The organism is Stenotrophomonas sp. YJH_SMC_106-19 (assembly GCF_059368375.1).
Genome location: NZ_JCAFRQ010000004.1, coordinates 194,041 through 213,593, shown reverse-complemented (window position 1 = coordinate 213,593; position 19,553 = coordinate 194,041). Strand labels below are relative to the sequence as shown.

Here is a 19,553-nt window from a genome sequence, read left to right as displayed (position 1 = left end):
ATCACGGAACGAGTTGATGGACTACAGAAAAGTTGACTTTCGCCAAGTTTCGGTGGAACACGTTTATCGTTGTGCTGCCGATGATCTCTATCAGGCTGCACACAAGGTAAGGGGTGAGGCTCATCTGAAACTTCAGAATACGCCTTCAAATGTTGTTTCCGAGGTGTTTGAAGGCCAAGTGGCGGAGGCGGCGTTCGATGAAATGCGGAGCGTCAGAAGTGCCTACATGATGCTATACGCCTGTGAAAACCAGTTGCGGAGCAACGTTCCCTGGGCGAGCGCTACAGGCAATGGGGCTTTTCAGTGGTCAACGGCCGGGCGGGAGATCGTGGTGGCCATAAAGGCGATTCAAAGTGCTTACTCCAAGCTTCTAGACGCCGCCATGCTTTTTCCTGGAAGCGAGGGTCAGAAGCGGGACGAATATTGGAGTCTCCTTACTGATCCAAACAATCCGGTAGAGCAACAGATGGTTGATGCACTGTTGGTGCTGAAGCGATGCCCGTAGATACGAATATCAAGGCGTACTTGGCTGAAGTTTTCTCCGCAGCTGACTCAACTCGCCAACAAGCGCCTCGATGGGAAAGCCTTGCCGCGAACTAGAGAGCATTCGCGGCAAGGCAGGCTTAACGGGGGTCAGCGAAGGGCTTGGGCAAGCTTTCGCATGGGGATGATGCGTTCATCATCAGTGAACACAGGGAACTGAGAGACCACGAAGTGCTTGACGGTCTGAGCGCCAGTGGCTCTCCGAAGTAGTTCCTCGCGGCCTTCCTCTTTTACCAAAGCCTTCTTGAAGTAACTTACGATTCGACGATTATTACGGACGAACTGGCGAAGGTTGGTCTCCATAAGGTTTCTATCCAGAAGCGCATTTTTGCATTGGAAGTTGTAGACCGTTCCGGCCCGCTTTGCCACGACATCGAATTCCTTGCGATCAATGCGCTTGATGTCCAGCACCTCAAACCCAAGAGCTGGCAGCTCGCTCTTAAGTGAGTCTTCGAAGATGAATCCTGACTTGATCTGGTAGCGGCGGTTGCGCTCCAATAGGTGGTCACGGACCCGATACCCAAATCGAAGCAGCATCATTAGGTCGGAGTAGAAGACATTTCCGTGCTGGGAAAATGCGGCATAAGATCCATGAAGGGGGTGCCCTGCTGCCGGGCTGTATACCACTCTTCGCTGCCAAGGGGCGTGCTTATAGCGGATCAGTATTGCGTTGAACGCATCGTCAGGGATCCGCAAGTAGTAATCATCCTTGGCGTAAGCCATCACCTCTTCGGCAAAGCGACGCAGATCTGAAAATCCCTGCCTGGCTAAATCATAGGGCGCGTAGCTGGTCTCAATCGTTAGCAGTTGGTGGCGCAGTTCTGGCACGGAAGTAATCTTGCGCCGATCATACGTGCTTTCTGCAGCCAATGCGGGTTCGATGGCGGTGATGGCCATGCGTTCCGCGTCGAGGTATTGGTCGTCCAAAAGTGTTTCTGACCGTGGATCTGTATCCAAGAGGCCATGTCCATCTGTCTGGCAGCGATAGTCCGGGAACACCGCGAGCATCGTGAGCTTCTGGTGCAAGCTCGTCAGGCCGGCAACAAACGATCGTTCGATCGTATGGAAGGTTAGATAGTAGAGGTCATTAAGGGACAACTTTGTCTCGCCACGTGCGAGGTCGGCAATGGCGTACACCAGGGTATTGAGGTGGTGTCGTCTGGATTTGAGGAAGTTGGCCAGGTCAGCATAAGTCTCCAGGTTGGAGAATTTTCCGTCGCAATCGGTGTGGTAAGACGTTAGGAAGCCCCTGAGGGTGGTGGTGTGCGCGAGTAGTTCGGCGACACGACTAGAAACGCCTGGCGCAAAATTCTCATCCAGTGTCTTCAATAGTGCGTGGTGATTCTGGCCGATGCTTTGCTCTAGCGCTGCTTCTAGGTCCGGCTCACGTTGTGCCGCCAGTTCTATGTTGATCAGCTCCTCGATGCCGCGCTTGATGTGCTGAAGAGAAGCTAGCGTGGTAGGCCCATGTAGATGCGTGAGCTTGTCGATCGTGTCCCGGGTGCCTAGGTCCACCTGCTCTTCGAGAACGTCCTTAAGCGTCTGGCCTGAAATCCATTTGGTTGCTGAGATCATGCGTTGTAGCTCCGTATGTTGTGGCTGGCTGGCTAAAATATGATTAGATCGCGCTTTTAGCGGACAAGTGAGGTGGGCGTCAGAAATCAACTCAGTCAAAGGTCTCGTTAGGCTGTATCTTGGCCTGATCGATTAGCGCATGAACCTCGCTCGCAAACCTACGAACCTGTTCAGCCAAATCGTGGACCTGACCATTGCTGATAGGGATAGGTTCTCCATCGACAGTGTGTCCAGATCGGTGGATCACGTCATGGCGGATCTTCGTCGGTTCCTCGAATATCTGGAAACTGGGGGCTTTGATTCCCAGTCCAAGTTCCAAGAATCTCTCCGCGTCATCCCAGCGGTGCCATGTCATGTGTTGCATATGAGCCCTGACTTGCTTTTCAAGGCTGGTGAATTGGCCAAAGATGTCTCCCAGCCTGATCTTTCGTTCTCTAAAGTCAGGATGAGTCTCGATGAGGCTACGAACGGTTTCTTGGTCGTTCTGAATCCAATACGCCATCGTCTCCCACAAGAACGTTTCAAGGGCCGATACGACGCCGGCGTAGGCGAGGCTGCGCGCCATGTCCACGGCATGGCTGGCGCCCTGAAGGGAGAGCACAGCCATTAATGCCTCCAGGCGTTCCTCGAGCCTCTGGAGCGGGACATCCTTGTCGTGCACGATGAGGTCTTGCTCCTCGTCGTAATAGATGACGTCGGTTGGGGCCCATTCCCAGACCCCGTCGACTTCCTCTACATGCTCAGCGACGAACGTGATCACTTCGTCGGGAACGAGCCCGGAGAAGCGCTCTTCAAGCTCTTCCTTGGCATCGTAGGGGCCACCGTGGACCCAGATATAGCCACCTTCCGAGCTCATGTATGGCGTTTCATGCGCTGGATCTTGGAATCTTGCTTGGAACCACTCTAGTAGCGCTGCCGCCTGCTCTGCTGGTGTTGCACCTTCGAGCCACTCATTGTTGATCTCGCTGGTCCCGGCATCGGTGTAGGCCGATGAAGGAAGTTCGGGCCATTCGTCCATGTCTTCAAGTGGCGCGTCTGTATTCACGATGCTGCTCTCCTTATTTGCGCGATTGGTAGTTGTCTGCCTTAGATCCGCGCGCCTCGGGACATGCGAAGCCGGTCCATTCATCGCTTGACAAAGCCGGTATTGGCGATAGCTTCTCGGAAAATAGGAGGGCTTATGGTTCCCGAAGACTACATGGCGTATGTCTGCCGGACTGAAATTGATCAGACACACCGAGAAGTATTGGCGAGGCTGGCATTGAATCAGCTATTCGACGCTGATCGATACCGTGTTCGCCTTAAGGAAGTCATGTCGCTACCTTTCGAGCAGCGTATGCGTGCGCGATCGTTCATCGAGTATTGCGCGATACACCCTTCTCTCCGTTTCAGCTATTCGCTGATCGACGTCCGGGAATGTCTCGTTTGCTTAGAGGTGAATGATGTCTCCCACTGAGTTCATCCGGTTCATAGAAAACGCTGAAAACCAAAAGAAGTTGATGGCACGAATTCTTCTGTCGGTATGTGGATACAGCGTTCAGTTCCCTGTGGACGTCGCTGAGCTTGCGCGATTGAGTCCATTAAATAGAGCAGCGGTCAACGGTCTGCTGAGCTGGGTAGAGTGGAACCCCGGTGCTCGACTTGGAGAGATGAGGGCCCGAGGCGTGGCGGCTAGGATCGGAACAGAGCTCAGCATTATGGATGGGGATTAGGCAGGTTTCTGTCGCGCTCCGGTGTAGACTCCTTCGGGAGTGGCCTTAAGCTTTGGAGGCGGAGGAGTGCGTCCGATACACTTAGGATTTTTCCCAAGAGAACGCCGGAGTAGATCACTCGGCATTCGTTTGAGGTCAGATTTGGACTCATACCAAGTTTTTTGCAGATATCTTTCCATAGTTCAATCTTTTCGGAAAAATACCTTGACTTGGCCGTTTCTTTGAGGAGTTCGACACCATCTCGACCTTCCATGAGCGCTTTTGCAATCGCGAGATGCTCTTCCCTAATCTTGTCATTATCCCAGTCATCTAGGCCTGGGCCGATCAAAAACTCAAGGATGCCAATGGCGATGGCATCAGCCGGCAGTCCCCATTCGCAATACCTCTTTGCGTATCCATATGCAACATGCGAAATGGGCATGGGAATCATTGCAATGACGCGCTTTAAACAATCGCAGGCTCGGTCACTCATACGATGGTTCTCCTGCTTGGGTTGGCGATTTCGTTGGACGATCGGTAATCTAGGTTGAAAGGATCGGTGTGTGTTAGCGGTGCGACGCTGTTGCCGACGACTCAGCGCAGTCCCAGGGTCCGGTTGAGCGACGATGAGGACTTGGTGGATTCGCCCTGCTGAGAGTTGAAAACACCTTTGACATGCAGGTCCCGCAGGAAGCGCGTCTCCTTGGTGTTGATCAGATCAGGGTTCTTCTCTATCGCTGCCGAGATCAGCCAACGTTCTAGAAAGGACAGTGACTTAAGCTTTCGGGAAGGGCGCTTCCGGAACTTTCCGCTGGGCGTCCGTGCTGGGATTAGGAAGAGGACTGGAACACCTGCGCCTTCCTCTCCAAGGATGTGGTTGTAGTTTGTGATGTTGCTTGGGTTCAATGCTTCCCCGAGCAGTGTCGTTTTGCAGGCTTGGCCCACATACCAAGGCGTGATTCCTCCGCCCGCCCGCTTGCCGAAGACATAACAGCCGCAGGCCCCTGAAAGGCCTTCCTCCCACTCCTCGATTTCTGCCTTAAGGATCTTTGCCGACTCCTTGGTGATGATCTTCTTGCTGCCATGCCGAGCGATTTCGAAAGGTCCCGCGACGTCAAAGTTCATTGCTTATCCGAGTGTTGAGACAGGGTGGACGGGATTACAGCTGTATAGCCCCATGCTTCCGGGCTAGATACCGGCATAGGACGCCAGAAAGGCCGACCATTAGCTCGGCTTCCTCAAATGTGGGCTCTTTGCCTTCCAGCAGGTGCCGGCCCGTGTTGGAGGAGTAGCCCCACATCTTGGCGACAACATCGCCCAGCGGGGCGGGGAACAAGTCTCGGTTCCTCTTCACCACATCGCCCAATGTGTCCTCTGTCATTGCACAGTCCCTGGAGATGCACTCCAAAGCCGCCAGTGCGTGCTGTATGGCACCGGTGATGTCTGGGTTTGGGCGTCTGGAAAGGTCTTGCAAGGCTTCATGGAGCTGTTTGGCGGTGGTCTGCTTGCCGGCGCTCCAGAGCTTGTCCCTGCCTTCTCGGACCGCCTGCTCGAACACCTCAGAGCCGCGCATAGTGATCTCAACGCCAATCAGCTGCCAGCCAATACCTGCCTTTCGGAAGACCTTGTTCACAGAGTCGGCGAACACGTCGAGCGGAGACCGGTCTCCGAATCGTCCGGGTCGCCGCTGGAGTGCCTGGGCAAGATGCTCGATCACCTCATAGACCTCAAACCAGTGGCAGTTCTCTAGCAGCCGGTTTGTTTCATCGATGACGTTGGGATCGCTCCAGTTGTTTGGGTCAGTTGGCTCTGAAAGCGCCTCGCAGACAATCTGGCGCATTTCTTTAGGCTTGAGTCCGGCCCTACCAGCAGCCACGCTCACCGATCCCCTAAGCACATCCGGTGCATCTTCACGGATGGTAATGTCCGGCTCTGGCGCGGTGTAGCCAAAACGTTCAGAAAAAGGCTTCATAGCAATCCCTGCTGAGCTTTTGCTTCAAGGTCTGAGTCTACGATTTGCAGCAGCTTTGTGAAAGGCGCCTAGCTGGTGTTGCGTGGCGTAGCTACGGCTCCTGGAGAGATGTGGAGGAGGGGCTGAAGGAGTAGCGCGTCTAGAGTTGCGGCAAGGGGGGGGCGCTCGCAGTGTGTGATCTCAGGCTGTGAGAGCTCCCCACTACACAATCCAAGGCACCTCACAGCTGTCGTATTGGCTGCTGGGTGCTAACCTTCTCCATGCCCAAGACCAAGGTGCATCTACGCCTGGATCTTCATCGCCATGTTTCAGCTATCTATATGAATCTACAGAACATTGTCTCGATCTCCGATGCCGGCCAGCCGTTGCTGCAGCGCTACTACGCTTGCAAGGCCATGGCTCGGGGGTTCGCCGAGTCCAAGAAGACCGACAAGACCCGCTTGTCCCATGGGCGAGCCTTCTGTGCTGCGGTGATCGAGGCCTACTGGGCAGAGTTGGCTTCTCGCCAAAAGACAGCCATCAAGCCAAGGGCCTGCCCGATTGCCTTGCCTAAGCTGCCAGTCGACGTGGAGCGCGTGGCGGAATCCATCGGGCGATTGATTGTGGAGTTCCCACCGGAAGACGCTGGTTACCTGATTGGGTCCATCTATACGGTGACACTGCCTCCAGCCTTGCGGTCAGAGATGGGGGCCTTCTACACGCCTCCTCCGCTCGTTGCCCGCCTGCTGGATTTGGCAGAAGAAGCTGGGTTCGACTTCGCGCATGGACGTGTAATCGACCCCGCATGCGGAGGTGGTGCCTTCCTCGCCCCCGTGGCACTTCGGATGATCGCCCGTTCGCAGGGCGCTTCGGCGGACTGGCTTGTCAAGAGCTTGGGCAATCGCCTCCAGGGTGTGGAACTAGACCCATTTGCTGCTTGGATGACCCGTGTTCTTCTTGAGGCAGCTGTCATGCCGCTGTGCGTGTCTGCAAAGCGCAGGCTTGCGGATGTTGTGCTCGTGGGGGATGCGTTGCGGCCCCGCGACCTTGGGGGGTTTGATCTCGTCATTGGTAATCCTCCGTATGGGCGACTGAAGCTCTCGGAGGAGATGCGTGAGCATTACGCACGCTCCCTCTATGGGCATGCCAACCTCTATGGATTGTTTACTGATCTGGCATTGAGGCTGGTGAAGCCGGGGGGAGTTATCGCTTATTTGACTCCAACGTCTTTCCTGGGGGGGCAATACTTCAAAGCCCTTCGTAGTCTCATGACTCAGGAGGCGCGGCCGGTTGCCTTTGACTTCGTAGCGGACAGAGAGGGCGTCTTCGACGATGTCTTGCAGGAGACGCTGTTGACCACGTATAGCCGGACTAAGACCCTTGGAACTGCGTCCGTCTCGGTGCTCATTCCCCAAGGTCTTAATGCTGCCAAGGTGGAGCGCCTTGGCAAGGTGGATGTGAGCCCGTCAGGAGCTCCTTGGATTTTGCCGAGGAATGCCCAGGATGCGTCGCTCTTGGCTGCCTTGGCTGCGATGCCGAATCGCTTGAGGGATCTCGGCTATTCCGTAGCTACGGGTCCTCTTGTGTGGAATCGCCACAAGGATCAACTTCGTGCTCGTGCAGGCAAGGGTATTTTGCCGCTGATCTGGGCAGAGTCTGTAACCAGTCAAGGCTTCAGCTTTAGCGCAGAGCGACGAAACCATGTGCCTTTCATTGAGGTTGGCCGAGAGCAGCGGCATCTTGTAACCAATAGGCCTTGCGTGTTGCTTCAGCGAACCACATCCAAGGAGCAGGAGCGCCGTCTGCTGGCGGCAGTTCTGCCTCAGGAGTTCCTGGACAGATCCCAAGGCGTGGTGGTGGAAAATCATCTGAACGTAGTTCAGTGCCTGGAAGAGTCCGTGGAACCGATCTCAACTGCTGCCATCGCTGCATTGCTCAACAGCGCGGTGGTCGACCGGGCTTTCCGCTGCATCAGCGGTAGCGTTGCCGTGTCTGCCTATGAGCTCAATGCGGTGCCGATGCCTAGTCTGACGAACATGCGGCGTATCGAATTCTTGGTGGGCAACGGTGCAAGCAAGGCCACGATTGATAGGGAAATTTCCAAATGCTATGGAGTCGAATGAAGTGAGCTTGCCCCAGGTTCCCTCTTTGGATCTCATCCGAGACCGATTGCCGCTCATCTTTCCAGAGGGCATAGAACATCGTAGCTACGCGACCCGTGAAGTCGCGGCAAGGGTTGTCTACACCATGTTCTATGTCGCGGCTGTGGAGGGTGCGGATGCGTGGTTACGTCCCAGCCAAGTTACGGACATGTCGGTGACGCAGGCAGACTTACTGGATGACGAGAGTCGCGTCGAATGGACTAAGAAATCGCTGTCGAGCCAGAAGGAGCGAGACCCACAGCCTTGGTACGCCAACAATTCTCGTGAGCAAGTCCGCGACGAAACCATTCGCGCAGCCTTCGTTCCCATGGGGGCTGTGGTCGAGCGGGCAGGGCTGGCTCCCACGTCGCCTAAGCCGCGGTATGCGCTTGCCGCTGACTTTGCGGAGCTCTTTTCCGTTGAACTGAAGGAAGACGAGCTGGCTGAGAGGATCAAGTCTTGGCAGGCTAAACATCTTTCGAAGGCCGCCCTCGCACGCGTTCATTTGGTGAGGCATGGCGTTGCGGCGGCTGCAGATGCTGTGTCCGTCACCTTCCCTGGGCAGAAGGAAGTCAGGTCGCTTAAGCCTGGGCCTTCCAGCATCATCTCCAAAGCCGTGATCGAGGTATTTGCCCCTAAGTTCCTGAAGCAGCCGGCAGTGTTATGGATCAGTGAGTCGGGCAACAAGGTCGTTGCTCGGGACGATGCGTTAATGAAGGCGCTTGGGCTAAAGATTGACCCCTCGAAGATGCTTCCCGACATCATCTTGGTGGACATGGCCCCTAGTTCTTCCGACTCGGTGGACCTGCTGGTTGTCTTCGTTGAGGTTGTTGCAACGGATGGTCCTATCACCCACGAGCGCAAAGTCGCGCTAAAGTCGCTGGCGTTGGAAGCTGGGTTTAGCGAGAAGGGTCTGGCGTTCCTCACCGCCTACCATGATCGAGGAACTTCTGTGTTCAGGAAAGGCGTATCGCAGCTTGCCTGGGGGTCATATGCCTGGTGCGCGTCTGAGCCAAACAACCTGATCGAGTTCCGCGATGGTGAACCGTGGAAGCTGGCTGACAGGGAAGGATGATCTCGAATGCAGGGTTTAAGGCATCTAAAGTGGATCGGCGTAACTGAAGCGCAAGAGGCTCAAGCGAAGCGCATCCGCCACGACCGTGATCGTCGCTATGTGAATCTCTATCGCGAGGAAGCTAGCGACGAACGATGGGTCGGTGACCTAGGGGAGATTGTCTTTGACGGTTGGAGTCGCGATCTAGTTGAGGGTCAGCTGGAGTGGATTCGAGACGACGCAGCGGGCAAGGCAGATTTCATTTCCAGTCGCGGCACTAGCATTGGCGTGAAGACTGTTAAGAGGAAAGGGCCGCCTAGGCTCACCTACACCGCGCAGATCAGCGCCAAGCACGCTGACGAACCTGTCGATCAGTTCTTCTTCATGAGCTATGAGATTGCCGCAAGGAAGATGTGGCTGTTGGGTGGGATTGATCGCAACGGGTTTTTAGACGGGGCGCGTTACTATAAAGCTGGCGAGGCTGTGCACCAGAATTACGTCATTCGGGCTGGTCACGAGATCTACAACATCGAGATCGGGCTCCTCGTCGATCCAAAGCTCTGGCTGAGATCTGTTGCTTAAATAATGGCAGATACGTGAAGCGGCGGCCAAAGCCGCCGCCTTTCCTCGGAGCGTAGACTTCAGATTACGCGGCGCTTTCCCTCCTTAGAGTGTGCACTCTCCTCGGAAACTTCAGCGCCAATCGTCTCGTTTTGTGCGTCGTTCGCGTCTTGCTGTTTGGCAGCATCGCGGATTACTTCGCAATCCTTCCCCAATTCCTTGAGGACAGGATCGGTCATCTCTTTGACATTCCCTGAGATCTTGACCTTGTCAACAGGATTGGGGGTGCCCGGCTCCCTAAGCGATTCGCATGCTTCGTGAATGTCGTCGAGGGGAGGGAGCTTCCTGAGATCCTTTTCCGCGGCTGCCTCAACCGCTCGGTCAAGCGTTTCAATGTGATCCTGGCGTGTCCTTTCATCGGCACTTTTGTTGCTGGCCACGTTATCTGTCCTTGCTCTTGTTGTAGAAGCCTATGAATTTACTGAATTTTCAAGTCGATTCAATATTTTGGTACATCTTTTTTTCGGAGCAAGAGCGCACTTAGGCGTTCCTGCGGAACGCGTGCGCCAAGGGCTTCGCCCCTAGGACCCCAAGCCTCTGCGAGGCTTGCCAAAAGCAAAAGCTGATCCATAAAGACTCCTGTTTTCAGGAGTTTTTATGGCTATCTTCCACACCTCAATCAAAACCTTCAGCCGCGGCCGCGGGCAGTCGGCCGTCGCTGCGGCGGCCTACCGGGGCGGGCTGCTTCTCATGGACTTGCTCACCGGGCAGCAGCACGACTACCGCCGCCGCAGCGGCGTCGTTGAGAGCTTCTGCCTCGCCCCGCCTGACGCTCCCGCGTGGGCCGTGGACCCCAGAGAGCTCTGGGCAGTCGCAGAGGCTGCAGAGCGGCGGAAAGACTCGACTGTGGCGAGGGAGTTTGAAGTCTCCTTACCCCATGAGCTATCCGAAGAGCAGCGGGCGCACTTGGCGTTTGTCATCGCCGACGCGCTGGTCGATCGTTATGGGTTCGCTGTCCAGGCCAGCATCCATTCGCCTGGGACGCCTGATGGGCTCAATCACCATGTCCATATCCTGGCCACCACGCGCCGCCTCGGACCTGAGGGATTCGGTGAGAAGACCAGGGAGCTGGACGTGGGGCCCTCAGGTAAGGTGCAAGTGCAATGGATTCGGGAAATGGTCGCAGCGGCAACCAACGCGCACTTGGAGGCGGCTGGGCTTACCGACACGATCGACCATCGCAGCCTGGCCGAACAAGCTCGGTCGGCGATAGAGCGGGGGGATGATCTGGCAGCTGCGGCGCTTTCTCGCGAACCGACCCAGCACCTGGGCAAGCGGGCAGCCGCGTTGGCCGGGAAGGGCGTAGCCACCGACAGGGTGAGCACAAACGAAGAAATTGCTCAGGACAACCAGGAGCACTTCGAATACTTGGTGCGCAAAGCCGGGCTGGAAGGAAAGCCCGCCCCAGTGCCTGGCCAAGAGGCCGCGAAGCAAAGTGGGCGAGTGCTCAATGCAGAAACCGCGGGGCTACCTGGGGGGCTGGAGATGCGAGGCGTATCCGGGATCCGGCTGCAGAACCTGCTCCTTTCGTCTCACGGGCATACGCCGGAACCGACGCCCATCAGCCTTGCCGAAAAGATTCTCGATGCACTGCGCGACGTGGACGAGATTTCCCGGGCTAGGGCAGACTTGGCCATGGAGAAGGTTCGCGATGCCTTGAGGTGGGCTCAGCGGCAGCTTTCCTCTCAAGGAGAAACCAGCGAGCTTCGGCAGTGGGTCACCAGAGCTTCGCTCCAGGTTCGTGCCCTTAAGTCCCTCATCATCAGCCGGGCTCGCAGGCTGCTTAACGTGAAGAGTGCAACCAGGCTGCGTCACATGGCCGAGCAGGAGTGGGAACGGTTCAACGCCGATTGTCCGCCGGGGTCGACCAGATACTCGAGGTCGGAGTGGACCCTGCGCCGAGGGCGGCGGCTTTCGGTTCTCGAGAAACATACAGCCGAGCTGAAGGCGGCTCAGGAGCGGGCATCGGAGGGAGAGCTGAATGCCATCGATGCTGAGATCCTTACCAAGGCTGAACTGCTTGCAGCGTTGCCCCATCCCTCACAGGCTGTCGCTCCTACGCTCGCTGAGCCGAAGCAGGTGGCCTCGAGCGTCTTGGGTTCCGTCCCGTCGGTCCCCCGAGGGCCAACGTTCCACTGACCCTGTAAAAAGCAAGCCCCGCGAATGCGGGGCTATTGTTCAATGGGGGCCGGTGCCCACCGATGGTTTTCGAGCCGGCAGTGGTTTCGCTGGCGGAAGGCCGCGAGACGCACGCCAAGCATCGGGTGAAGGGAAGCTCATCGGCACTTGGCTGCGGTCCACGCTCGCCGCTTGCGATACAGTGCTACTCGTAGGAGCGTAGGCAAGGGGCTGACCTCCATGGCCTCCCTGCGATTCGGCGAATCGACGCAACAGTAATCTTGCGACATCCAGCGCATGTTGAACATCCAACTCACGCTCAGCAGCGTTGCGGGTGTTGTTTTCAGGCAACAAGGCTTGAAGAACCTGGCTGGCGATACGAAGTTCGACGTTTGCTGGCATTTGTAATTCATCTGGTGAAGGTTCTTCACATCGAACCACCCAGACGGAAATGCGCAAGCGGATGATGACGCACCGCGTCACACATTTGCTGTTTGTATGCCTTGCCTTAAGCGTCGAGAGTTGCTGCGTTTCAGTCTTGTCTTGCTGGGCTGCTTTCCGGCGCGAGACTGACGGTCCACTGGCCTCCTTCCTGCCGGCGTAGGGTCAGCAGGTCATAGGTCTTCAGCATGCTGAGTAGGCCCGAATGCCCATAGGCATTGGGAGAGAAGGACGGGTCTGTTCGTTTGAGGTATTGGCCCAACGGCCCCAGTCCTACCTCGCCTTCTGAGGTGTCTCCAGCCAGCAGCGTGACCGCTTCCACCACGAACTTGGGACGGCGCTTGGGAAGCGGCTTGGTGTCGACTGCCGCGGGCTCAACTTTGTTGCCCTCTGCTTTGGCCGGTGATGCATTGGGTCGGTCTTCGCAGGGCTCGGCGACTGCTTTGCGCTCCCATTCGAAGAACTGATCGCAAGCGTTTCGCAGGGCCGCTGGCGTCTTGGGCTCGCCGACGATACAGACAGTCGCTCCGCGCTCCCGCAGCTTTCGGCATAGGTAAGCGAAGTCGGAGTCACTGGTCACCAGGCAGAAGGTGTCGGCACGATGATCGAACAACGCCTCTTGAGCATCGAGAGCCAGGGCAATGTCGGAAGTGTTTTTTCCAGAGGCGTATTGGTATTGGAGGCAAGGTGTAAACGCCTGTTGGACGAGCACTTCCTGCCAGCGGTTCGCCAACGTGGCGTGGTTTCCATACCCGCGGCGCAGCACCACGCGCCCGAACTGGGCCACCATCAGCAGGGCGTGCTCCACGATCTCGGGACTGACGTTGTCGCAATCGACCAAAACGGCCACTTTGGTGTCGTGAGGGACTGATCCGTTAGCCATGTTCTTGTCCTTAAGCTGCGATGCGTGCATCCAAGCCGGCGTGTTCCCTCAGCAAGTAGAGCAGACCACCCCCGTCGATCAGCTCAATGGGCTTGTCTTTGGCAAAGTTGAAGGCTTCGGTGCCGTAGCCGCTGGTGCAAACCAAGATGCCCTTGCTGGCGCCTTCGTTGAGCATGGTCCCGTAAAGATCGCGAACCGCGCTGACCCCTACGGTGTCCCGATAGCGCTTGGCCTGTATGACGACCTTCCCGCCCAAGACGGGCCGGGTGTCAAAGGCCACCGCATCCACTCCGCCATCGCGGGAGCTCCGGGTCAGTTTCGTGTCCAGCCCCATCCGACTGAACAGGTTGGAGACGAGTGATTCGAACTCGCTGGGGGTCAGATCCAGAAGGTTGGGGCGCGATTCAAGTCCTGAGAGCACGTCCGATTGCGCGATGAAGCGCTTGTCGACCATGTTGAATTCGACGATTGGTTTGATGGCCTGCAATTCATCGGGCCTGTTTGACACTTGAGCACCCAGGCTGCGCAGGCATGCGACTTTCTCCACGCGTTCGAGCCGCAGCTGAAGGAAGGCGGCCTTCGTTGCGCGGACGGACACCACCGGCACCCGAACCTCTTGGCCGGTGGTGGGATCGTGGGTGTCCACCACGCCATTGAAGGTGACCAGCGCCAATGCGTTTGCTTGATCGGCCTCAAAGGCTTCGTGCAAGGTCCTCAGCGCGATTGAGGCAATGATGTCTTGGTAGAGCGATTTGATGTCGCTGGCCTTGCGCGCCTTGGAGTCGATCGCATCGCGTGTTTTGACGTAGCGATAATCGGCTTCGGTGGGAACGACGCCCACCTCGGGGAGGTCATACTCAATGACCAGTTCTTTGGATGCCTCGGCATAGGCCAGCTTGAACGCCTGAGGGAAGCCCTCGGAGGGGTATTCGGAGCGCGTGAGCACCATGTCGTTGTAGGCCACGACGGCATCAGGCTCGTGAGCCAGGTAGGCGCTCTGAAACTCATCCACTTCAGCGTTTCGGCGACCAACGTCAGCCTCATAGAGCGTGCGTTCGGTCTCGTGTTGGGCCCGTAGATCGGCCAGCCGTTGCTTCTTTTGCGCTTCCGCTCGATGGAACTGTTCGAGAACCTGCTGGTGGGCTTGATGGGCCGCCGCCTGGGCTGCCAAGTGCCGCTTTGCAGCCCCGGGCCAAAAGCGCGTGAAGCCGGTGGGACCCGGAACCTCGACCTCGACCGGCGCCAACCCCGGAACCAAGTCCTTGGGCACCTTGAAGCCGGGATAGGGATCGGTGTGACGCAGGCTGTCGAAGCTGATGGTGTCGTTCACCGACAGGGTGTGAAGAAGCAGGCCCTCCAGTTCCTCCAGCCGGTCTTTGAGCTCGGCGTTGAGGTCGTCTGCTTCCGCCTGTCGGTCTTGGAGATATTCGGCTTTGGCCAAGCGCGCAGCTTCCTTCTCCTGCTTCTCCAGGGCGCGCAGCTCCCGCATCTGTTGCGCAGCAGCCATACGCTCATGGCGCTCCAACTGCCTCAGTTGCGTCGCTTGCATTCGCTGCTGGCGCTTGTTTTCGCGCTGCGCTGCCGCCGCTGCCCGGCCGGCTGCCCGCAGAAACCCTTCTAGGCCGCTCCGTCGTCCCATACATCCCCCTGATGTCGAATATCTAAAGACTAACCTGTCGACGTCCTTCTAACGCGCTTTCTGGGCGTTTGGTCGTTCAAAAGGGCGCGCAGCGCAGGCAGGTTCAAGCCAAAATCCAGCACCGCCAATCCCGGGGTGTTCTTTCCAGGCCCATGCAGCTTCTCGTGGGCGGTGAATTCGCGGCTATACGTCGCGTGGTGCTCGTCGTCCAACTCGTGTCCCACCACCTGGGCTCGGAGCTCGGACGGTACGCCCGCTCCTTGAAGCGACTGAATGACGGTTTTCCGGAGCGAATGGAAGCCGCGCTTGCCAGGCGTCCAGTTCTTGCCCACGGCTTCCAAGTGGCGGCCGAACGCCTTGGTGATCCAATTGCCGGCGCCGTTCTTGGCATCCGGTTTGGCGGCCGGGAACAACCGTTTTGCATCTGCCGCCCGTAATCCCTCAACCCATTCCTTAAATCCAAGCGCCAGCAGATCGGGGTGAACCGGGACGGTTCGGATGCTGGCATCGGATTTGAGCTTCTGATGTTCCCCTTCATCGGACATGTGGATGCAGAGCAATCCCGCCTGCTCGGTGACATCGCTGGGAAGCAGTTGGCCCACTTCTGCGGCGCGAGCGCCGGTGTAAAGACCGATGACCGCCGCCCAGCGGGCTGAAAGCGCCAGTCGCTCGAAGGCGGCTGGCGCAAAGAGGGCTTGGACTTGGTGGGTGTCGTAAGGCTTGAAGCCGAACTTTCGCCGAGCTCGCTTCTCTCGGATGGAGTAGCTGACATGCCCAGCGGCTACATTGTCGCCCCTCGGGTAGTAGCCCGAGGCCATGGCCCACTCGAAGAAGCCGCCCTTGCCTCCAATGTAAGACTGCTTGTTGGTCAGGGTGGGGGTTGAGGCGCCCTCTTCGCGCATGTGCTGATACCAGCGGGCCAAGTCCGTGCGCGTCAGCGTGTGGAGCTTGGTCTTGCTCCCGAGGAAGCCGACCAGTGAAACGATGGCCGTGCGCTTGATCGTCCAGGTCTTGGGCAGCGTGTTGCCCTTGAGCGTGGCCAGCCAAGCGTCGCAGGCGTCTTCGAGGGTGATGGGGGTCAGTTTGGACTTCGGGACTGGTGCCGGGGCGGGGGAGGGGGCGCCGTTGACGGCGTCCAGCAACGGGTCTGCGCCCTGGCGTTGCATTTTCTGGAAAAGCCGCAGGTCTTCCTCGTTGTCGATCTGCCAGCGCTCGGTGACCGTGCCATCGGCGGCGCGGGACCGGTGAAGGATCAATTCCTTCAGGTTGTCGGATTGGGTCAGGCGGGCGATCAGTTCATCGGCCTCGCGCTTGCTCAGCTTGTCCACGCGTTGGTCCCTCAACACACCGAAGGCCTGAGCATAGCCCGCAGCCAGGGCCAGTGCGCGCAGCCTGGCCGTGGGCAGGTCGCGGGTGCGTAGCGTGCGCTTGAAGACGCGTCGGCCAACCACGCCTTGAAGGTCGGTAGGGACGCGTTGCCGGAAAGCCCAAAGGCCGGTGGGAGAGCGGGTGAGGTGATGGGGAATGCGCATCGAGAGATGTGTCCCGATTTGTGTCCCGTCGAGGGTCGCCCCAGAAAAGCAAAAACCCCTGATTTCTCAGGGGTTTGCGTAATCTGGCGGAGAGAGGGGGATTCGAACCCCCGAAGCGCGGTTTAGACGCTTACACACTTTCCAGGCGTGCTCCTTCAACCACTCGGACACCTCTCCGGATCCCTGCCATCGGCAAACGCCTCAGCAGGGGCGCAGATTCTAGCGGGCGGCGCGGCAGGACACAAGCACCCATTCAGGGCGCGTCGCAGGCGGAGGGGGATGGACAGGCGTGGCACAATGGAGCATCCGATGGAAGACGGTGGCCTGATGTCCTATCTCGTCCTTGCCCGCAAGTGGCGTCCGAAGCGTTTTGCCGAGCTGGTGGGCCAGGAACACGTGGTCCGTGCGCTCAGCAATGCGCTGGACAGTGGCCGGGTCCACCACGCGTTCCTGTTCACCGGTACCCGCGGTGTGGGCAAGACCACCATCGCGCGCATCTTCGCCAAGTCGCTGAACTGCGAGCAGGGCACCAGTGCCGATCCGTGCGGCCAGTGCCCGGCCTGCCTGGACATCGATGCCGGTCGCTACATCGACCTGCTGGAGATCGACGCCGCGTCCAACACCGGCGTGGATGACGTCCGCGAGGTGATCGAGAACGCGCAGTACATGCCCTCGCGCGGCAAGTACAAGGTCTACCTGATCGACGAAGTGCACATGCTCTCGAAGGCGGCGTTCAACGCGCTGCTGAAGACGCTGGAAGAGCCGCCGGAGCACGTCAAGTTCCTGCTGGCCACCACCGATCCGCAGAAGCTGCCGGTCACCGTGCTCAGCCGCTGCCTGCAGTTCAACCTCAAGCGCCTGGATGAGGACCAGATCCAGGGCCAGATGACCCGCATCCTGGCGGCCGAGGAAATCGAAGCCGACGGCAGTGCCATCGTGCAGCTGGCCAAGGCCGCCGACGGCAGTTTGCGCGACGGTCTGTCGCTGCTGGACCAGGCCATCGCCTACGCCGGTGGTGCGCTGCGCGACGATGTGGTGCGCACCATGCTGGGGACCGTCGATCGCACCCAGGTGGCAGCGATGCTCGATGCCCTCGCCGAAGGTGACGGGTCGCGCCTGTTGCAGGTGGTGGCGGCACTGGCGGAATTCTCGCCCGACTGGAGTGGCGTGCTGGAGGCCTTGGCCGAAGGCCTGCATCGCATCCAGGTGCAGCAGCTGGTACCGGGTGTTGCCGCCGCGGCTGAAGGCCTGGACGCGGCAGCGTTCGCCGGGCGGCTGCGTCCGGAGGTGGTGCAGCTCTGGTATCAGATGGCCCTGAACGGCCGTCGCGACCTGTCGCTGGCGCCGAGCCCGCGCGCGGGCTTTGAAATGGCCGTGCTGCGCATGCTGGCGTTCCGCCCGGCAGCGTCGGTGCCGCCGGTGCCGCGTTCGGTGGATGCCGCCGGGGGGGCGATGCCCGGTGGTGGGGCGGGTGCTGGCAGCCAGGAAACGGCCCCGGTGGCCGCCGCTGCCGCGATCCCGGCCCGCGTGCCTGCGCAGGCCGCCCCACGCGAACCCGACCCGGAGCCAGAGCCGGCGCCCGAACCCGAACCTGATCCGGCGCCTGAGCCGAAGCCGGTTCCGGTCGAAGAACCGGTGTCGCCGCCGCCGGTCAAGGCCGACGGCATCCCGGTGCCGGTGGCCGTCGATGATCTTCCGCCGTGGGCCACGGACGAGGCCGAGGCCCGCGACCAGGCACTGGCTGCGGATGTCGCCACGCCGGACGCGGCCATGGTCGCGCCCTGGCATGAGCCGTCGCCTCCGGTCGCTGCATCAGCCGCGCCCGAGCGTCCGTTCCGTTCCGAGGGCATCGTCATCGCTCCACCTGCGCCCGTCGCGTCGGCGGAGCCGGGCGCGCGGGCTGACATCGGCGAGCTGGCGACAGCGGAAGACTGGCTGGACCTGGTCGCCAACAGCGGCCTGAGCGGGCCTTCACGGCAGCTTGCGGCCAATGCCGCCTTCATCTCCTGCCGGCAGGGGACCTTGAAACTGGGGCTTTCGCCCGGATTTGAGTACCTGCGCTCGGAACGCGCGCTGGCCGCTCTTGGCGAAATGCTGGAAAAGGCCTTGGGGCACGCGCTGAAGATCGTGGTCGAGACCGTGGAAACCGAACACGTTCCGGCCGAGACCCTGCACCAGCGCGCCGATCGCCAGCGCGGCGAGCGGCAACAGGTGGCAGAGGCTGTTTTCATGGACGATCCGGAAGTGCAGGTGCTGATCCAGCAACACGGCGCCCGGGTCGTTTCCGATTCCATCCGTTCTTTTGACGAGTAAGACACTATGCGCGGCAACATCGCCCAACTGATGCAGCAGGCCCAGAAGATGCAGGAGAACCTGCAGAAGGCCCAGGAAGAAATCGCCAGGATCGAAGTGACCGGCAGTGCCGGCGGTGGCATGGTCAGCGTGACGCTGACCGGTGCCAAGGAGTGCCGCAAGGTGCGCATCGACCCGTCGCTGGCCAGTGACCCGGAGATGCTGGAAGACCTGATCGCCGCGGCGTTCAACGATGCCTCCAACAAGATCGATGCCGAATCGAAGTCGAAGATGGGCTCGGCTACCGCCGGCATGCAGCTTCCGCCGGGCATGAAGCTGCCGTTCTGATCGTCGGCGCGGTGCCCGCGTTGCCGGGTGCCGCGCACACCCATAAAGCCAGAAGCTGCCGTGTCCGCACCCCTGCTTGAACAATTGATCGATGCGCTGCGGGTGCTGCCTGGCGTGGGCCAGAAGACCGCGCAGCGCATGGCCTACCACCTGCTGGAACGCGAACGCGACGGCGGCCAGCGCCTGGCCGAGGTGTTGGCGCTGGCCGTAGAGCGCATCGGCCACTGCGCGCAGTGCCGCGATTTCAGTGAAACCGAACTGTGCCCGACCTGCGCCAACGGCAGCCGCGAGCGCAGCCAGCTGTGCGTGGTGGAATCGCCCGCCGACCGCCTTGCCATCGAGAATGCCACCGGCTTCCGGGGTGTCTACTTCGTGCTGCAGGGGCGTCTGTCGCCGCTCGACGGCATCGGTCCGCGCGACCTGGGCCTGGAGCAGCTGGAGCAGCGCCTTGGCGAAGGCGAAGTGCAGGAGCTGATCATCGCCACCAGCGCCACCGTCGAGGGAGAGGCCACCGCGCATTATCTGGCGCAGCTGGCGCGGGCCCGCCAGGTCCGGCCGAGCCGGTTGGCGCAGGGGCTGCCGCTGGGGGGCGAACTGGAATACGTGGATCGCGGCACGCTGTCGCACGCGTTCGGCACCCGCAGCGAATTCCGCGATTGACGGCCTGGCCCTTTGAAGGGCGGGGGTTGCCTACAATGCAGGCGACATTTCACCGAGGCCGACC

At 59.3% G+C, this 19,553-nt stretch carries 17 protein-coding genes and 1 tRNA gene; 8 read left to right on the top strand and 10 right to left on the bottom strand.

Translation table 11 applies throughout. From position 1 onward, the window contains the following. Positions 1 to 16 precede the first annotated feature (16 nt). Positions 17 to 505 (top strand): hypothetical protein, encoded by a 489-nt coding sequence (locus AC5P5M_RS13630; RefSeq protein ID WP_495206033.1) that lies wholly within the window; start codon positions 17 to 19, stop codon positions 503 to 505. A gap of 128 nt (positions 506 to 633) precedes the next feature. Here the strand turns inward: AC5P5M_RS13630 and AC5P5M_RS13625 are convergent, their stop codons facing one another. The 5 genes from AC5P5M_RS13625 to AC5P5M_RS13605 form a co-directional block, all read right to left on the bottom strand. Then, positions 634 to 2,118 carry a hypothetical protein gene (locus AC5P5M_RS13625; protein WP_495206032.1) on the bottom strand — a complete coding sequence of 495 codons (1,485 nt, stop codon included), beginning with the start codon at positions 2,116 to 2,118 and terminating at the stop codon, positions 634 to 636. A 91-nt stretch (positions 2,119 to 2,209) separates the two neighbouring features. Then, positions 2,210 to 3,163 (bottom strand): hypothetical protein, encoded by a 954-nt coding sequence (locus AC5P5M_RS13620; RefSeq protein ID WP_495206031.1) that lies wholly within the window; start codon positions 3,161 to 3,163, stop codon positions 2,210 to 2,212. 650 nt (positions 3,164 to 3,813) lie between these two features. Beyond that, entirely contained in the window at positions 3,814 to 4,302 is a 489-nt protein-coding gene (locus AC5P5M_RS13615; protein ID WP_495206030.1) for a hypothetical protein, read from the bottom strand. A 101-nt stretch (positions 4,303 to 4,403) separates the two neighbouring features. Further along, positions 4,404 to 4,934, bottom strand: a complete 531-nt coding sequence (locus AC5P5M_RS13610) for a hypothetical protein (RefSeq protein ID WP_495206029.1) — start codon at positions 4,932 to 4,934, stop codon at positions 4,404 to 4,406. Positions 4,935 to 4,968: 34 nt separating this feature from the next. Further along, on the bottom strand, positions 4,969 to 5,781 hold the full coding sequence (locus tag AC5P5M_RS13605) for an AbiJ-NTD4 domain-containing protein (protein WP_495206028.1): 813 nt from the start codon (positions 5,779 to 5,781) through the stop codon (positions 4,969 to 4,971). Positions 5,782 to 6,041: 260 nt separating this feature from the next. Here AC5P5M_RS13605 and AC5P5M_RS13600 point away from each other — a divergent pair, with 260 nt between their 5' ends. From AC5P5M_RS13600 to AC5P5M_RS13590, 3 genes are read left to right on the top strand one after another with little or no spacing between them, the layout of a single operon-like run. Then, positions 6,042 to 7,883 (top strand): HsdM family class I SAM-dependent methyltransferase, encoded by a 1,842-nt coding sequence (locus tag AC5P5M_RS13600; RefSeq protein WP_495206027.1) that lies wholly within the window; start codon positions 6,042 to 6,044, stop codon positions 7,881 to 7,883. A gap of 1 nt (position 7,884) precedes the next feature. Beyond that, positions 7,885 to 8,976: a BsuBI/PstI family type II restriction endonuclease gene (locus AC5P5M_RS13595; protein ID WP_495206026.1), complete on the top strand. Its 1,092-nt coding sequence runs from the start codon at positions 7,885 to 7,887 to the stop codon at positions 8,974 to 8,976. Positions 8,977 to 8,982: 6 nt separating this feature from the next. Continuing rightward, entirely contained in the window at positions 8,983 to 9,537 is a 555-nt protein-coding gene (locus tag AC5P5M_RS13590; protein ID WP_495206025.1) for a hypothetical protein, read from the top strand. A 59-nt stretch (positions 9,538 to 9,596) separates the two neighbouring features. Here AC5P5M_RS13590 and AC5P5M_RS13585 read toward each other — a convergent pair whose 3' ends face one another. Further along, complete coding sequence (locus tag AC5P5M_RS13585) at positions 9,597 to 9,956, bottom strand: hypothetical protein (RefSeq protein WP_489389648.1); 360 nt, start codon at positions 9,954 to 9,956, stop codon at positions 9,597 to 9,599. A gap of 217 nt (positions 9,957 to 10,173) precedes the next feature. Here AC5P5M_RS13585 and mobQ point away from each other — a divergent pair, with 217 nt between their 5' ends. Then, positions 10,174 to 11,715: a MobQ family relaxase gene (gene mobQ, locus AC5P5M_RS13580; protein WP_495206024.1), complete on the top strand. Its 1,542-nt coding sequence runs from the start codon at positions 10,174 to 10,176 to the stop codon at positions 11,713 to 11,715. Between the two features lie 511 nt (positions 11,716 to 12,226). Here the strand turns inward: mobQ and AC5P5M_RS13575 are convergent. From AC5P5M_RS13575 to AC5P5M_RS13560, 4 genes are all read right to left on the bottom strand, one after another. Next, positions 12,227 to 13,018 (bottom strand): NYN domain-containing protein, encoded by a 792-nt coding sequence (locus tag AC5P5M_RS13575; protein WP_070490115.1) that lies wholly within the window; start codon positions 13,016 to 13,018, stop codon positions 12,227 to 12,229. A gap of 10 nt (positions 13,019 to 13,028) precedes the next feature. Then, entirely contained in the window at positions 13,029 to 14,657 is a 1,629-nt protein-coding gene (locus AC5P5M_RS13570) for a restriction endonuclease (protein ID WP_495206023.1), read from the bottom strand. 29 nt (positions 14,658 to 14,686) lie between these two features. Continuing rightward, complete coding sequence (locus AC5P5M_RS13565) at positions 14,687 to 16,189, bottom strand: DUF6538 domain-containing protein (RefSeq protein ID WP_495206022.1); 1,503 nt, start codon at positions 16,187 to 16,189, stop codon at positions 14,687 to 14,689. Between the two features lie 84 nt (positions 16,190 to 16,273). Continuing rightward, positions 16,274 to 16,366: transfer RNA gene (locus tag AC5P5M_RS13560), tRNA-Ser, on the bottom strand. Positions 16,367 to 16,498: 132 nt separating this feature from the next. Between AC5P5M_RS13560 and dnaX the strand changes: the two genes are divergently transcribed. Genes dnaX through recR form a run of 3 tightly spaced genes read left to right on the top strand, consistent with a single transcriptional unit; the run spans position 16,499 to position 19,489 of the window. Then, positions 16,499 to 18,502: a DNA polymerase III subunit gamma/tau gene (gene dnaX / locus AC5P5M_RS13555; protein ID WP_495206021.1), complete on the top strand. Its 2,004-nt coding sequence runs from the start codon at positions 16,499 to 16,501 to the stop codon at positions 18,500 to 18,502. Between the two features lie 6 nt (positions 18,503 to 18,508). Then, the gene (locus tag AC5P5M_RS13550) at positions 18,509 to 18,829 is read left to right on the top strand and encodes a YbaB/EbfC family nucleoid-associated protein (RefSeq protein ID WP_010483846.1); all 321 of its coding nucleotides are present in this window, start codon (positions 18,509 to 18,511) and stop codon (positions 18,827 to 18,829) included. 60 nt (positions 18,830 to 18,889) lie between these two features. Continuing rightward, the gene (gene recR, locus AC5P5M_RS13545; protein WP_053519077.1) at positions 18,890 to 19,489 is read left to right on the top strand and encodes a recombination mediator RecR; all 600 of its coding nucleotides are present in this window, start codon (positions 18,890 to 18,892) and stop codon (positions 19,487 to 19,489) included. Positions 19,490 to 19,553 lie beyond the last annotated feature (64 nt).